The sequence below is a fragment of the Cryobacterium sp. Y82 genome (assembly GCF_002929495.1).
In the GTDB taxonomy this organism is placed as follows: domain Bacteria; phylum Actinomycetota; class Actinomycetes; order Actinomycetales; family Microbacteriaceae; genus Cryobacterium; species Cryobacterium serini.
Map to the genome: position 1 here is coordinate 46,374 of NZ_PJJJ01000028.1, position 12,551 is coordinate 58,924.

13 protein-coding genes are annotated in these 12,551 nt (G+C 67.3%); 12 read left to right on the forward strand and 1 reads right to left on the reverse strand.

All coding sequences use genetic code 11. From position 1 onward, the window contains the following. Positions 1 to 17: 17 nt before the first annotated feature. A complete protein-coding gene (locus CXY70_RS05640) occupies positions 18 to 1,058 on the forward strand; it encodes an alcohol dehydrogenase catalytic domain-containing protein (protein ID WP_104191409.1) in 1,041 nt (346 codons plus the stop codon). Here CXY70_RS05640 and CXY70_RS05645 read toward each other — a convergent pair. Next, entirely contained in the window at positions 1,055 to 2,428 is a 1,374-nt protein-coding gene (locus tag CXY70_RS05645) for a glutamyl-tRNA reductase (RefSeq protein ID WP_104191507.1), read from the reverse strand. The genes CXY70_RS05640 and CXY70_RS05645 overlap by 4 nt on opposite strands. Before the next feature lie 72 nt (positions 2,429 to 2,500). On the opposite strand from CXY70_RS05645, the gene hemE reads away from it, so the two are divergent. From hemE to hemL, 11 genes are all read left to right on the forward strand, one after another. After that, the gene (gene hemE / locus CXY70_RS05650) at positions 2,501 to 3,622 is read left to right on the forward strand and encodes a uroporphyrinogen decarboxylase (protein ID WP_104191410.1); all 1,122 of its coding nucleotides are present in this window, start codon (positions 2,501 to 2,503) and stop codon (positions 3,620 to 3,622) included. Positions 3,623 to 3,631: 9 nt separating this feature from the next. After that, positions 3,632 to 5,125, forward strand: coding sequence for an NAD(P)/FAD-dependent oxidoreductase (locus tag CXY70_RS05655; RefSeq protein ID WP_104191411.1), 1,494 nt, complete (start codon positions 3,632 to 3,634; stop codon positions 5,123 to 5,125). Between the two features lie 116 nt (positions 5,126 to 5,241). Further along, entirely contained in the window at positions 5,242 to 5,622 is a 381-nt protein-coding gene (locus CXY70_RS05660; RefSeq protein ID WP_104191412.1) for a hypothetical protein, read from the forward strand. A gap of 66 nt (positions 5,623 to 5,688) precedes the next feature. Then, positions 5,689 to 6,108 carry a phage holin family protein gene (locus CXY70_RS05665; RefSeq protein WP_104191413.1) on the forward strand — a complete coding sequence of 140 codons (420 nt, stop codon included), beginning with the start codon at positions 5,689 to 5,691 and terminating at the stop codon, positions 6,106 to 6,108. Continuing rightward, a complete protein-coding gene (locus CXY70_RS05670; protein ID WP_233205763.1) occupies positions 6,095 to 6,388 on the forward strand; it encodes a DUF3618 domain-containing protein in 294 nt (97 codons plus the stop codon). The genes CXY70_RS05665 and CXY70_RS05670 overlap by 14 nt, the downstream gene beginning before the upstream one ends. A gap of 84 nt (positions 6,389 to 6,472) precedes the next feature. Continuing rightward, on the forward strand, positions 6,473 to 7,225 hold the full coding sequence (gene hemQ, locus CXY70_RS05675; RefSeq protein WP_104191414.1) for a hydrogen peroxide-dependent heme synthase: 753 nt from the start codon (positions 6,473 to 6,475) through the stop codon (positions 7,223 to 7,225). Further along, a complete protein-coding gene (locus tag CXY70_RS05680) occupies positions 7,225 to 8,349 on the forward strand; it encodes a ferrochelatase (protein ID WP_104191415.1) in 1,125 nt (374 codons plus the stop codon). The genes hemQ and CXY70_RS05680 overlap by 1 nt, the downstream gene beginning before the upstream one ends. Continuing rightward, positions 8,346 to 9,299: a hydroxymethylbilane synthase gene (gene hemC / locus CXY70_RS05685; RefSeq protein ID WP_104191416.1), complete on the forward strand. Its 954-nt coding sequence runs from the start codon at positions 8,346 to 8,348 to the stop codon at positions 9,297 to 9,299. The genes CXY70_RS05680 and hemC overlap by 4 nt, the downstream gene beginning before the upstream one ends. Positions 9,300 to 9,303: 4 nt before the next feature. Continuing rightward, positions 9,304 to 10,092 (forward strand): uroporphyrinogen-III synthase, encoded by a 789-nt coding sequence (locus CXY70_RS05690; RefSeq protein ID WP_104191417.1) that lies wholly within the window; start codon positions 9,304 to 9,306, stop codon positions 10,090 to 10,092. Between the two features lie 57 nt (positions 10,093 to 10,149). Continuing rightward, positions 10,150 to 11,133 (forward strand): porphobilinogen synthase, encoded by a 984-nt coding sequence (gene hemB, locus CXY70_RS05695; RefSeq protein WP_104191418.1) that lies wholly within the window; start codon positions 10,150 to 10,152, stop codon positions 11,131 to 11,133. Next, positions 11,130 to 12,503: a glutamate-1-semialdehyde 2,1-aminomutase gene (gene hemL, locus CXY70_RS05700; protein ID WP_233205764.1), complete on the forward strand. Its 1,374-nt coding sequence runs from the start codon at positions 11,130 to 11,132 to the stop codon at positions 12,501 to 12,503. The genes hemB and hemL overlap by 4 nt, the downstream gene beginning before the upstream one ends. Positions 12,504 to 12,551: the final 48 nt, after the last annotated feature.

Sequence of the window (12,551 nt, forward strand, 5' to 3'; positions counted from 1 at the left end):
TCAGGCAGAATAAGACCATGAAAGCGGTCTATTTCGAAGAGTTCGGTGTTCTCCCGGTGCTGCGAGAGCTGCCGGAGCCGCTGCTGAGCGCGGCCGGCGTGATCGTGCGGGTGGAGGCCACCGGCCTCTGCCGCAGCGACTGGCACGGCTGGCTCGGCCACGACAGCGACATCGGCCTGCCGCACGTTCCCGGGCATGAACTGGTCGGCGTGATCGATGCGATCGGGCCGCTGGTGCGCCGGTTCCGAGTGGGCCAGCGAGTGACCGTGCCGTTTGTCTGCGCCTGCGGCGACTGCCCGGAATGCGACGCCGGCAACGGGCAGGTTTGCCGCAACCAGACCCAGCCCGGGTTCACCCACTGGGGTTCCTACGCCGAACGGGTCGCGCTGCACAACGCCGACGTAAACCTCATCGCCATCCCCGATGACCTTGACGCGGGCGCAGCGGCGTTGCTTGGCTGCCGGTTCGCCACGTCGTATCGCGGGCTCGTGCACCAGGCGGGCCTTCAGGCGCACGAAACTCTCGTGGTCGTCGGCTGTGGCGGAGTGGGCCTCAGTGCGGTGATGATCGGCCAGGCGCTCGGCGCCACCGTCATCGCCGTCGACATCAGTGCCGACGCGCTCGATGCGGCCACTCGGGTGGGCGCGGCGCACGTGGTCAACTCGGCTGGGCTCAGCGACAGCGAGGTGGTCGATCGAATTCGAGCGCTCACCGTGGACGGTGCCCAGGTGAGTCTCGAGGCGCTCGGCCGGGAGAACACGGTGGCCATCGGCATCCGCTCGCTGGCTACCCGGGGAAGGCACGTGCAGATCGGCCTACTGGCCGACGACCCGCGGATGCCGCTCGGCACGGTAATCGCGCGCGAACTGACCGTGCTCGGCAGCCACGGTATGCCCGCCCACGATTATCCGGCCCTACTCGACCTCGTGCTGAGCGGTCGGCTGCGACCGCAAGACCTGATCAGTCAGCGAATCAGCCTCGCCGAAGCGCCTGCGGCACTGGCCGCCATGTCGACTTCCGCCGCGCCCGCCGGCGTCACCCTGATCGAGCTGGGCTAAGAGGCGATCGCACCGGCGCCGGCGGCATCCGCTACACCGGCAGCTGGCAGAGTAACGTCGATCCCGAACAGGGCGTCCAGCCCGGTGAGGTAGGCATCCTGCTCGCCAGCACGGGCCAGTTCGCGGGCGCGAACCATGGGGGCGTGCAGCAGCACACCGGACAGGTGCCGCAGGGCCGACTCGGTCGCTTCGCTCGAATCGCCGCGGCTGCGAGCCCGGGCGATTTCAGCGTCGCGCAGCTCGAACACGTAGCTGCGCAGGGCAACGAGAGCCGGGGTGAGGCTTTGCTCTTCGGCGACGGCGGAGAACTTACGGGCGGCCTTGCCCACGATCTCGCGGGCATCCGTTGTGGCGTTCAGCTCTTCGAGCGGCGCATGGATACTGATCGTCTCGAGGTCGAGCAGCTCAACACCGGGCACCAGAGTGACATCGGGTGCCACGTTGCGGGGCAGCCCGAGGTCGATGATGAGCTGCGGCGGAGCTGCGGGGCCGGCATCGGCCGGGCATAGGCGGGCCGGGGCATCGGCGGTAGCGCCGGAAATCTCGAACGGGTCCACGCCGATCTCGCTGCGCCCGCGGGTGATCAGGGCTGCATCGATGACGTGGTCATCGCGCAGGGTGCAGGTGACGACCACATCGGCGCGGGCAACCTCAGCGGCAAAATCCTCGGCGGGAACGGCTTCGATACCGTGTGACGCCGCGAATCCGACGGCGCGACCGGAGGGCGAGTAGACCCGCACGTTCTCGGCTCCGCGGTCACGCAGGGCGGCGAGGGAGGCACCGGCATAGCGGCCGGTGCCGACGAGAAGCACGCGGGCGCTCGACCAGTCGCTGACCCGGCTTTCGGCCAGTTCGAGAGCCAGACGCACGATCGAGCGGCCAGCCGAGCCGATTCCCGTGCGGTTCTTGACACCGCGGGAGGTCTGGGAAGCCCGCTGAAAAAGGCGCTCGAGCTCGGGGCTCGTGGTGCCGTTGGCGCGCGCCTGCTCAAGCGCGCGGCGCACCTGGCCGGCGATTTCGACCTCGCCGACGACGACGGATTCGAGGCCGCTCGTCACGGCGAACAGGTGCTCAGCGACGCCATTGCCGTGCACGAGAGTGAGATTGTCGCGCAGAGTATCTGCGTCAAGGCCGCTGCTGGCGCTCACGGCCTCGATGGCGGCGTAGACGGCGGGAAGGGGCGACACGCCGTAGGGCTCATTGAGGTCGAGGTAAGCCTCAAACCGGTTGCAGGTCGCAACAACGACGGCACCGCTGAGCGGCCCGTGTTGCTCCACCATGCGGGTGGCCGATGCGCCCCCGCCCACAGACAATTTCTCCAGCACATCGAAGGTGGAGTTTTTATGACTGGCGGACAAAAGAATTAGCACTACACAATTGTACGACTCAATGCTGTACTCTTTCGGCACGCGCCGCCTGAGATGTTTGAGAGAATGGTCGAGATGATCCTCGACGCGCAGCATCCACTCTCCTCCGGCCTCACCGCCGACTCCCGCCTGATCCAGGCCTATCAGGGCGTTCGGCCCGCCGTGACGCCGGTGTGGTTCATGCGTCAGGCCGGGAGGTCGCTGCCCGAATACCGTGAGTTGCGCGTTGGAACGCGCATGCTCGACGTGTGCCTCGACCCCGAATTGGCGAGCGAAATCTCGCTGCAGCCGGTGCGTCGGCACCAGGTCGATGCCGGAATCTTCTTTAGCGACATCGTCGTGCCGCTCAAGCTTGTCGGGGTCGACGTGTCGATCGTGGCCGGCAAGGGTCCTGTTCTCGGCAAGGCCGTGCGCACGCCAGCGGATGTCGACGATCTCACCGCCCTCGACCCTGCCCTGCTCGATGCGGCCCTCGCGCCGATCAGCGCGGCCGTGTCCCTGGCGGTCTCCCAGCTCGGATCGACCCCGCTGATCGGCTTCGCCGGTGCCCCGTTCACGCTCGCCGCGTACCTGGTCGAGGGCGGTCCGTCGAAGGATCACATCCACGCCCGTACCCTCATGCACGCCGAACCAAAAGCCTGGGCAAAGCTCATGACCTGGACCGCTGACGTCACCGGCCGGTTCCTGCGCGCGCAGGTGCTCGCCGGGGCCAGCGCTGCCCAACTGTTCGACTCGTGGGCCGGAGCGCTCTCGCTAGCCGACTATGCGGCATCCGTCGCCCCAGCGTCGGCCGCAGCGATCGCCCACGTGCGCGACCTGACCTACGCCGTGCCGGGCGCAGGAGCCGAACCGACCGACCGCAACGTGCCCATCGTGCACTTTGGCGTGGGAACCGGCGAACTGCTCAAAGAAATGCACAACATCGGCGCCGACGTCGTGGGCGTGGACTACCGGGTGCCGCTCGACGAGGCCAACCGCCGGCTGGGCGGCGCCGTTCCGCTCCAGGGCAACGTCGACCCCGCGCTGCTCGCGGCGCCATGGCCGGTGCTCGAAGCGCACGTGCGCGACGTGCTCGAACGTGGACGCACCGCACCGTCGCACGTGCTCAACCTGGGCCACGGGGTTCCGCCCGACACCGACCCCGACGTGTTGACCCGGCTGGTCAGCCTCGTGCACGACGTGAGCGCGGCCGGGTAGGAGCAGCACATGACCACACCGATCGACGTACTCGTGATTGGCGCCGGAGTGGCCGGCCTGGTCGCCGCCCGCGAATGCGCCCAGGTGGGGCTCAGCGTCACCATTATTGAAGCAACGGATGCCGTCGGCGGCCCGGTCGCCGGTCACGTTCTCGACGGACTCAGCCTCGACAGCGGCGCTGAAAGCTTCGCCGTGCGCGGCGGCACCGTTGCCTCATTCATCGAGGACCTTGGCCTCACCGACCAGGTCGTCGCTCCGAACGTTGCCGGTGCCTGGTTGCACCTTCCCGCTCTCAAACCGGGTTCTACAGCGGATGCCTCGGTCAGCGTTCCGCTTCCCAAGGCCGGCGTTCTCGGAATTCCGGGCTCCCCGCTCGCCGACGACGTGCGCCGCGTCATCGGCTGGAAGGGGTCGCTGCGCGCCTACGGCGACCGGCTCATGCCCGTGCTGACGATCGGCCGAGAGCACAGCCTCGGCGACTTCGTAAAGAAGCGCATGGGGGCGCGTGTGCTCGACCGCCTCGTCGAACCCGTCGCCTCCGGCGTCTACACGACGAGCGCCGTCGACCTCGAGATTGACGTCGTCGCGCCCGGACTCAACCGCGCCCTCACCACGGCCGGCTCGCTCTCCGGGGCCGTCTCGGCCCTGCGCGCCGGCGCCCCAGCCGGCTCCAACGTTGGCGGGCTGCTCGGCGGCATGGCCTGCCTGCCCGCCGCCATCGTGGCCGCCCTCGAACACCACAACGTGACCATTCTGACCGGCACCACGGCCGAGAGCCTGGCTCATTCCGGCACCGACGACGCGCCGACCTGGGCTGTTGCTGTCACCCGCCGAGAGGATGCCGACCCCGCCGACACCCTGACCGCCCGCTACGTCATCGTCGCTACCCAGGGCGCGCAGGCCCTGCGACTGGTCAATCCGCTCGGCGCGCAGTTCGACGCGCTCGCCGAACTCGACTGGCCGGCCCCGACCGCTGTCACGCTCACCTCGCTCGTGCTCGACGCGCCCGAGCTCGACTCGCACCCGCGCGGCACCGGCGTACTCGTTTCCGTCGACGCTCCAGACGTCACCGCGAAGGCGCTCACCCACGTCACCGCGAAGTGGGCCTGGGTGGCCGAGGCAGCCGGCCCCGGCCGCCACGTCGTGCGGTTGTCGTACGGTCGAGCAGGCCAGCCCAACCCCACCGACGACCTGGGCGACGACGAGCTGCAGGCACTCGCCCTGCACGACGCATCCACCCTGCTCGGCGTGTCGTTGCCGGCCAGTTCGGTGCGCGCCTTCGCCCGCACCGAGTGGCGCGATGCTCTGTCGCCCGCCACTCTTGGAGCCCCCGAACGTGCGCATCAGGTGCGTGAGGCCGTCGCCGCAACCCCCAGGCTGGAGATCACCGGTGCCTGGTTGGCCGGAACCGGCCTCGCCTCGGTCATTCCGCATGCTCTCCAGGCCGGTGACCGCATTCGGCACGCTGCCCTCGGCCTCACCATCACCGCTGCCGACTCCTAGCCGAAACTGTGCACTGCCTGTATTGGTACGAACGCACTGAGACATGCCCGAGAGCGCCCGAGACCGAAACGGCGAACCGGGTTACTCTGGGGGAACCTTACGAAAGTGGAGACTCAATGCGCGGAAAGCTTCTGTTCATCACGGGCGGACTCGTCGGCTATGTGCTCGGTGCACGTGCCGGCCGCAAACGCTACGACCAGATCGCCGCCGCTGCCAATGATTTCTGGAACGCCAAGCCCGTGCAGCGCCGGGTGACTGAGGTGCGCGACGCCGCCCTCGAACTGATCGGTGACGTTCCCGCCACCGTGTACAAGGCCGGCAAGAAAGCGGTCTCGCAGGCCGCGGCCAAGAAGAAGCAGGCCGCCGCCAAAACGGATGCCCCCGCCGCCACCACGCCGACCGCGAAGGCCACCACCACCAGCCGCACTGCCGCAGCAAAGCCCCAGGCGACTCCCCTGAAGCCCTCCACGGCGGACGACAACTCCACGGCGCACTAGGGGCGCAACAGCTCGTAGAATTCAGACACCTGAAACACCGACACCCCAGCACAGGGAAGGCAATCCGTGACTAGCAGTGGATTCAACCCGAAAAGCAAGCGCCCGTTGCTTGCACTGATCGGGGAACTGCCCGGTCAGATCAGCGCCCTCGTCAAAGCCGAACTGGATGCCTTTAAAGCCGAGTTCATTGCCAAGGCCAAGAATTTCGGGGTCGGTGCCGCCCTCTTCATCGTGGCCGCTGCCATCCTCTTTTTCGCCCTCGGGGTGTTTGTCGCCCTCGCCGTGATCGCGTTGGCGCTCGTGCTGCCGCTCTGGCTGGCCACACTCATTGTGGCGGTCGCGCTGGTGCTCATCGCCGTCATCCTGCTGCTCATCGGTGTGAACCGGGTGAAGGCGGCCACGAAACCCGATCCGGAGGGTGTGCACGCGAGCATCCGTCACGACGTTGATGCATTCAAGGGAGTTGGCGAATATGACCACAAATAACCCCGAGCTCACCGAAGCTGGCAACGACAAGCGCGGCATCGATGACCTGCGCTCCGACGCGCGGCGCGCGCGCGCCGAGCTCGCTTCGACGCTCGATGCCATCGAGTACAAGTTCAATGTGCCCAAGCAGCTGCGCATCAATCGCCGTCGCCTGACCCATGCTTTGCGCCAGCTCGGCGAGGACAGCCCGTCCGCCCTCGTGGGAATTGCGCTTGGTGCGGCGACCGTTGTCGGAGTTATCGTCTGGTTTGGCGCTTCCGCGGTGGCTAAGAACCGCTAGGCCCGGTCAAACCGGAACGGGCACGTTCACAGGAATCGCAGGGTTCATTTTGGTGCCGGGCGCAATAAAGAGCACACTAGAGCCATGACTCACCCGGCTGCCGGAGAGGCAGTAACCAGCGTTCAGCCCACTCCCCCCATCGATTCCGAGGTACCCGCGGCTTCGCCGCAAGGTTTCGCCCTCTTTACCGTTCTGCGACGAGATCCGCACAACCCGGATGACCTCGACGGCCGCGATGTTCCGCACGCGGTCAATGAGCTCGACGACGTGGTAGCCCTGATCGAAGCCGAGGGCGTTACGGTTCGCGGTTTCTACGATGTCTCCGGATTCAAAGCCGATGCCGACGTCATGATCTGGACCCACGCCGACAACGCCGAGACCCTGCAGTGGGCCAACCGCGAGCTGCGCCGCAGTCGCCTGCTCAAAAGCCTGCTGCCCACCTGGAATGCCATGGGGGTGCACCGCGACGCCGAATTCAACAAGAGCCACGTGCCCGCTTTTCTGCGCGGTGTAGAACCCAAGTCCTGGCTCACGATCTACCCCTTTGTGCGCAGCTACGAGTGGTACCTGCTGCCCGACGACGAGCGCAGCACGATGCTCGCCGACCACGGACGCAAGGGCGCCGCCTACCGTGGAGCCCTGGCCAACACGATCTCGGCTTTCGCCCTCGGCGACTACGAATGGCTGCTGCCGATCGAGAGTGACGAGCTCACCGAATTGGTCGACCTGATGCGCGGCCTGCGTGAGACTGAAGCGCGCCGCCACGTGCGAGAGGAGATCCCGTTCTACACCGGACGCCGAATCTCCACCGCTGAGGTCGTCGAGGTGCTGCAGTAATGGCGCAGTATGACGCCGTTCTGTTGGCCGGTTTCGGCGGACCAGAAGGCCAGGACGATGTGATTCCCTTTCTGCGTAATGTGACCGGCGGCCGCGGTATCCCCGAGGAACGCCTCGAAGAGGTCGCTACCCACTACCGCCACTTCGGCGGCATCAGCCCGATAAACGACCAGAACCGTGTGCTGAAAGCTGCACTTCAGGTTGAACTCACCCGTCGCGGCATCGATCTGCCCGTGATCTGGGGCAACCGCAACTGGGCGCCGTACCTGAAAGATACAATCTCAAACGCCCATGACGCTGGCCAGAACCGCCTGCTTGCAATCGCGACGAGCGCCTACAGCTCCTACAGCGGATGCCGCCAGTACCGCGAAGACTTCGCCGCGGCCCTGACCGCCAATGGCCTGAACGACACGGTGCACATCGACAAAATTCGCCAGTTCTTCGACCACCCCGGCTTCGTCACCCCCTTCATCACCGGTGTGACCAAAGGCCTGCACGACGTCCAACAAGCCATCCCCGGCATTGACATGGACACCGAGGTCGAGATTCTGTTCTCGACCCACTCGATCCCTATGACGGATGCCAACAAGAGCGGCCCGGCCGAACGCGGTTTCGGCGAGGGTGGCGCCTACGAAGCGCAGCACCGCGCCGTCGCCCAGGTCATCATGGACTCCCTCGTGGAACCGTCCGATACCGAGGCGCCACTGAAGACTCAGTGGCAGCTGGTGTATCAGTCGCGCAGTGGCCCGCCCAGCATGCCATGGCTCGAACCCGACATTAACGATGCGATCGCCCTGCTGCCGGCCCGCGGCATCCGTGCCGTCGTCATCGTGCCGCTGGGTTTCGTCAGCGACCACATGGAGGTCATGTGGGACCTCGACAACGAGGCGATGGAGACGAGCGAGAAGTTCGGAATCAAGGCCGTGCGCGTGCCGACCCCCGGTGTCTCGCCCGACTTCGTGAGCGGCCTCGTCGACCTGATCGAGGAGCGGCTGAACGACACCCCCGTCTCCGACCGTCCGGCGAAGACCACGCTCGGCCCCTGGTACGACGTGTGCCGCCCCGGCTGCTGCGAAAACGTGCGCCTCGGCTTCAAGCCGGCCGTCGCGGGAATGGCGCCATGACCGTCATCCGCGTGGGCACCCGCGCGAGCGCCCTCGCGCTCGCGCAGACCCAGACCATCGTCAACCGCATCGCGGCCTCGGCCGGTGTCGAGGTTGAAATCGTGCGGGTTACCACGCACGGCGATACCTCGACCGAATCGCTCTCGAGCCTCGGCGGCACCGGTGTGTTCGCGAGCGCCCTGCGCGAAGCCCTCCTGAACGACGAGTGTGACGTCATCGTGCACTCCTACAAGGACCTGCCGACCGCGGCGCACCCTGGCCTCGTTATCGGCGCAACGCCCAAGAGAGCGGATGCCCGGGACGTGCTGGTAGCACGCGCCGGCCTCACCCTGGACACCCTGCCCGAGGGCGCCCGAGTCGGCACCGGTTCGCCTCGCCGGGTCGCGCAACTGCTTGAGCGTCGGCCCGACCTCACGGTCGTCGACATTCGCGGCAACATCGATACCCGTGTGAGCCGCGTCACCGAGGGAGACCTCGACGCCGTCGTGCTGGCCGCCGCCGGTCTCGGACGCCTCGGTCGACTCGACTCCCTGGCGCCCGAATTTCTCGATCTGTCGGCCTGGCCCACCGCTCCCGGCCAGGGGGCGCTCGCCATCGAGGTGCAAAGCGGCAAGCCCGAGCGCCTGCTTGGCGTCGCGCTCGCGGCCATGAACCATTCCTCGACGGAGGCGACGACCACCGCCGAACGCACGGTACTGGCCCGCCTTGAGGCGGGCTGCGCGGCACCGATCGGTGCCACCGCTGTCGTCGATGACGGCCTGCTGTTTCTCACCGCCACCGTGTACAGCCCGGACGGCTCTCGCAAGATCACCAGCTCACACGCGGCAACGCCCGATTCCCACTCCGCCCTCCATCTCACCCAAGCCGCGCTCGACGTGGCCGAACGAGTATCCATAGATCTTCTGGCCGGTGGCGCGGCCGAGTTCGCTCCCCTGAAAGTGACTGAGTGACCACGTGATCAATCGACCGACCAAGCCCCTCGCGGGCTGGCGAGTTCTCGTTCCGCGCGGCGGACCCTGGGGTGACCAGGTGGCAGCCAACCTGCGCGCCAAGGGTGCGCATCCAATCGTCGCTCCCATGATCAACTTCGCCGCTACCGACGACGCCCCAGCCCTCGACGCGGCGCTGACCCGTCTCGCCGCCGGCGATTTCGACTGGATGACCATCACAAGCGCCACGACCGTGGACGTGCTGTCGTCGCACCGCGCTGTGGTGGCGCCGGGAACCCGCATCGCCGCGGTCGGTGAAACTACCGCCGCCGCGCTCGTGGCGGCCGGCTACCACGTGGACATCGTTCCCTCCGAAGACAATTCAGCCCGCGGCCTGCTGGAGGAATGGGAGACGGCGACCGCTGGCGTTATCCCGCTGCGTGTGCTCACACTGCGCAGTGAGATCGCCAAGCCGTTGCTCAGTGAGGGACTGCGCCGCGTCGGCCACGACGTGGAGTCGGTCGTCGCCTACCGCACCATCGGCGTTCCAGTCAGCGACCAGGTCGTCGCCGACGTCAGGGCTGGCCTCGTGCACGCCGTACTCGTGACCAGCGGCAGCGTCGCGCGTCAGGTGCGTGAACAGTTTGGTGACATTCCCGAACGCACCCTGGTGGCGTGCATTGGCCCGCAGACCGCCAAGGATTCCCGGGCTCTCGGACTGCGCGTGGATGTCGTCGCCTCCGAGCGCAGCGCCGAGTCGCTCATCGAGGCGCTCGTCGATGCAGCACTGGCTGGAGCCGCACCGGCGCTCTGATCTTGCAGGTAACGACCGGATAACAAAACGCACAGGCGAGCGGCGTAGGGTACAGGTGTGACCAACCCTGTTATCCGCCCACGACGCCTGCGCACCAGCGGTGCACTCCGTCGCTTGGCCAGTGAAATTCGTGTCCACCCGGCCGAGCTCGTGCTCCCCATGTTCGTGCGCGAAGGTGATGACGCCCGCCCGATCACGTCGATGCCCGGCGTCGTGCAGCACAGCATCGACAGTGCACGCCGGGCCGTCGTGCAGGCGGCCGAAGCCGGCATCGGCGGCATCATGCTGTTCGGGGTACCCGAGGTGCGCGACGCGATCGGAACCGGCGCGACCGACCCCAAGGGCATTCTCAACCTGGCCACTCGCGCTCTCGTCGACGAGATCGGTGACGCGCTCGTCGTGCAGACTGACCTGTGCCTCGACGAGTTCACCGACCACGGCCACTGCGGCGTGCTCGCGGCGGATGGCCACGTCGACAACGATGCCACCCTCGAACGCTATCGCGACATGGCCCTCGCCCAGGCCACGGCCGGTTCCGCGCTGCTTGGTCTTTCGGGCATGATGGACGGCCAGGTCGCCGCCGTGCGTGAGACCCTGGACGCCAACGGTTTCGAAGACACCGCCGTGCTCGCCTATTCGGCCAAGTACGCCTCCGCTTTCTACGGTCCGTTCCGCGAGGCCGTCGCCTCGACCCTGGTTGGCGACCGCCGCACCTACCAGCTCGACCCGGCCAACCGGCGCGAGGGCCTGCGTGAAGCTCAGCTCGACATCGACGAGGGCGCCGACATCGTCATGGTCAAGCCGGCCGGCGGCTATCTCGACGTGCTCGCCGCCGTTGCCGCCATGAGTGATATTCCGGTTTGGGCTTACCAAGTCTCCGGCGAATACGCCATGATTGAAGCCGCCGCCGCGCAGGGCTGGATCGACCGTCGCCGGGCAATCGAAGAGTCAGTCTTGAGTATCCGCCGGGCCGGCGCCGATGCCGTCCTGACCTACTGGGCCGTTGAACTGGCCACCTGGCTCAAGGAGGAGCAAGCATGACCGACACAATGTCAACGTCAACGGATCACACGGCCACCCATAACGACGAGCTGTTCGATCGCGCCCGCCGCGTGATTCCCGGGGGAGTCAACTCGCCGGTGCGTGCCTTCGGATCGGTCGGCGGCACTCCGCTGTTTCTCGTCAAGGCTGCGGGTGCTTACGTCACGGACTCCGACGGCCGGGAGTATGTCGACCTCGTCAATTCCTGGGGCCCGGCAATTCTGGGGCATGCTCATCCCGAGGTCGTCAAGGCCGTGCAGGATGCTGCCGCGCTCGGGCTCTCCTTTGGTGCCTCGACTCCCGCCGAAACCGAACTGGCTGAACTCGTTGCCGAACGGGTCGGTGCGGTCGAAAAGCTGCGCCTCGTCTCGACCGGTACCGAGGCGACTATGACGGCCATCCGCCTGGCCCGCGGCTTCACCAATCGTGACCTGCTGATCAAGTTCGCCGGGCACTACCACGGCCACTCCGACGGCTTGCTCGCGCAGGCCGGTTCCGGGCTCGCCACGCTCGCCCTGCCCGGCTCGGCCGGAGTCACCGCAGCTACCGCAGCGCAAACCCTTGTGCTGCCCTACAACGATCTGGGAGCCGTACGGGCCGCCTTCGAGGCTCACCCTGGCCGCATTGCCGCCATCATCACCGAGGCCGCGGCCGCCAACATGGGCGTTGTCGCCCCGGACTCCGGCTTCAACGCGGCCCTGGCCTCGATCGCGCACGCGAACGGCGCTCTGCTCATCCTCGACGAGGTGCTCACCGGTTTTCGGGTGAGCCGCGCCGGTTTCTGGGGGCTGGAAACCCGCAGTCTGGAGTCGGCCGGCGAAGAGTTCTACATGCCCGACCTGCTCACCTTCGGCAAGATCATCGGCGGCGGGCTGCCCGTCGCCGCCCTCGGCGGCCGAGCCGACGTGATGGATTTTCTCGCCCCGACCGGCCCGGTCTACCAGGCCGGCACGCTGTCGGGTAACCCGGTCGCCGTTGCGGCGGGCATCGCGACGCTCAACCTGCTCGACGAGGGCGTCTACGACCGTCTCAACGCCACCGCCACAATCCTCTCTGAGGCCGTTTCCGCCTCGCTCACCGCCGAGGGCGTCGCCCACCGGGTGCAACGGGCCGGCAACCTGTTCAGCTTCGTGTTCGGCGACGAGGCACAGGGGTCGGCGCCGCGCACGTACGCCGACGTGCAACGCCAGGAGGCCTTTCGCTACGCACCGTTCTTCCACGCCATGCTCGACGGTGGCGTGTCACTGCCGCCGAGCGTGTTCGAGGCCTGGTTCGTCTCCGACGCGCACGACCAGACCGCCATCGGGCGCATCTTCGAGGCTCTGCCCGCTGCGGCCAAGGCAGCCGCTGCGGCGACGCCGCGGGCCTGACCCCGGCGAGCGGATGAGCATGGCCGGCTGAGGGCATTTGCTGCCGTT

Bases quoted from the DNA above. Each gene is read 5' to 3' on its own strand.
- CXY70_RS05655 (WP_104191411.1), top strand. From the start codon at position 3,632: ATGACCACACCGATCGACGTACTCGTGATTGGCGCCGGAGTGGCCGGC.
- hemQ (WP_104191414.1), top strand. From the start codon at position 6,473: ATGACTCACCCGGCTGCCGGAGAGGCAGTAACCAGCGTTCAGCCCACT.
- hemC (WP_104191416.1), top strand. From the start codon at position 8,346: ATGACCGTCATCCGCGTGGGCACCCGCGCGAGCGCCCTCGCGCTCGCG.
- hemL (WP_233205764.1), top strand. From the start codon at position 11,130: ATGACCGACACAATGTCAACGTCAACGGATCACACGGCCACCCATAAC.
- CXY70_RS05640 (WP_104191409.1), top strand. From the start codon at position 18: ATGAAAGCGGTCTATTTCGAAGAGTTCGGTGTTCTCCCGGTGCTGCGA.
- CXY70_RS05670 (WP_233205763.1), top strand. From the start codon at position 6,095: ATGACCACAAATAACCCCGAGCTCACCGAAGCTGGCAACGACAAGCGC.
- CXY70_RS05680 (WP_104191415.1), top strand. From the start codon at position 7,225: ATGGCGCAGTATGACGCCGTTCTGTTGGCCGGTTTCGGCGGACCAGAA.
- hemE (WP_104191410.1), top strand. From the start codon at position 2,501: ATGATCCTCGACGCGCAGCATCCACTCTCCTCCGGCCTCACCGCCGAC.
- CXY70_RS05660 (WP_104191412.1), top strand. From the start codon at position 5,242: ATGCGCGGAAAGCTTCTGTTCATCACGGGCGGACTCGTCGGCTATGTG.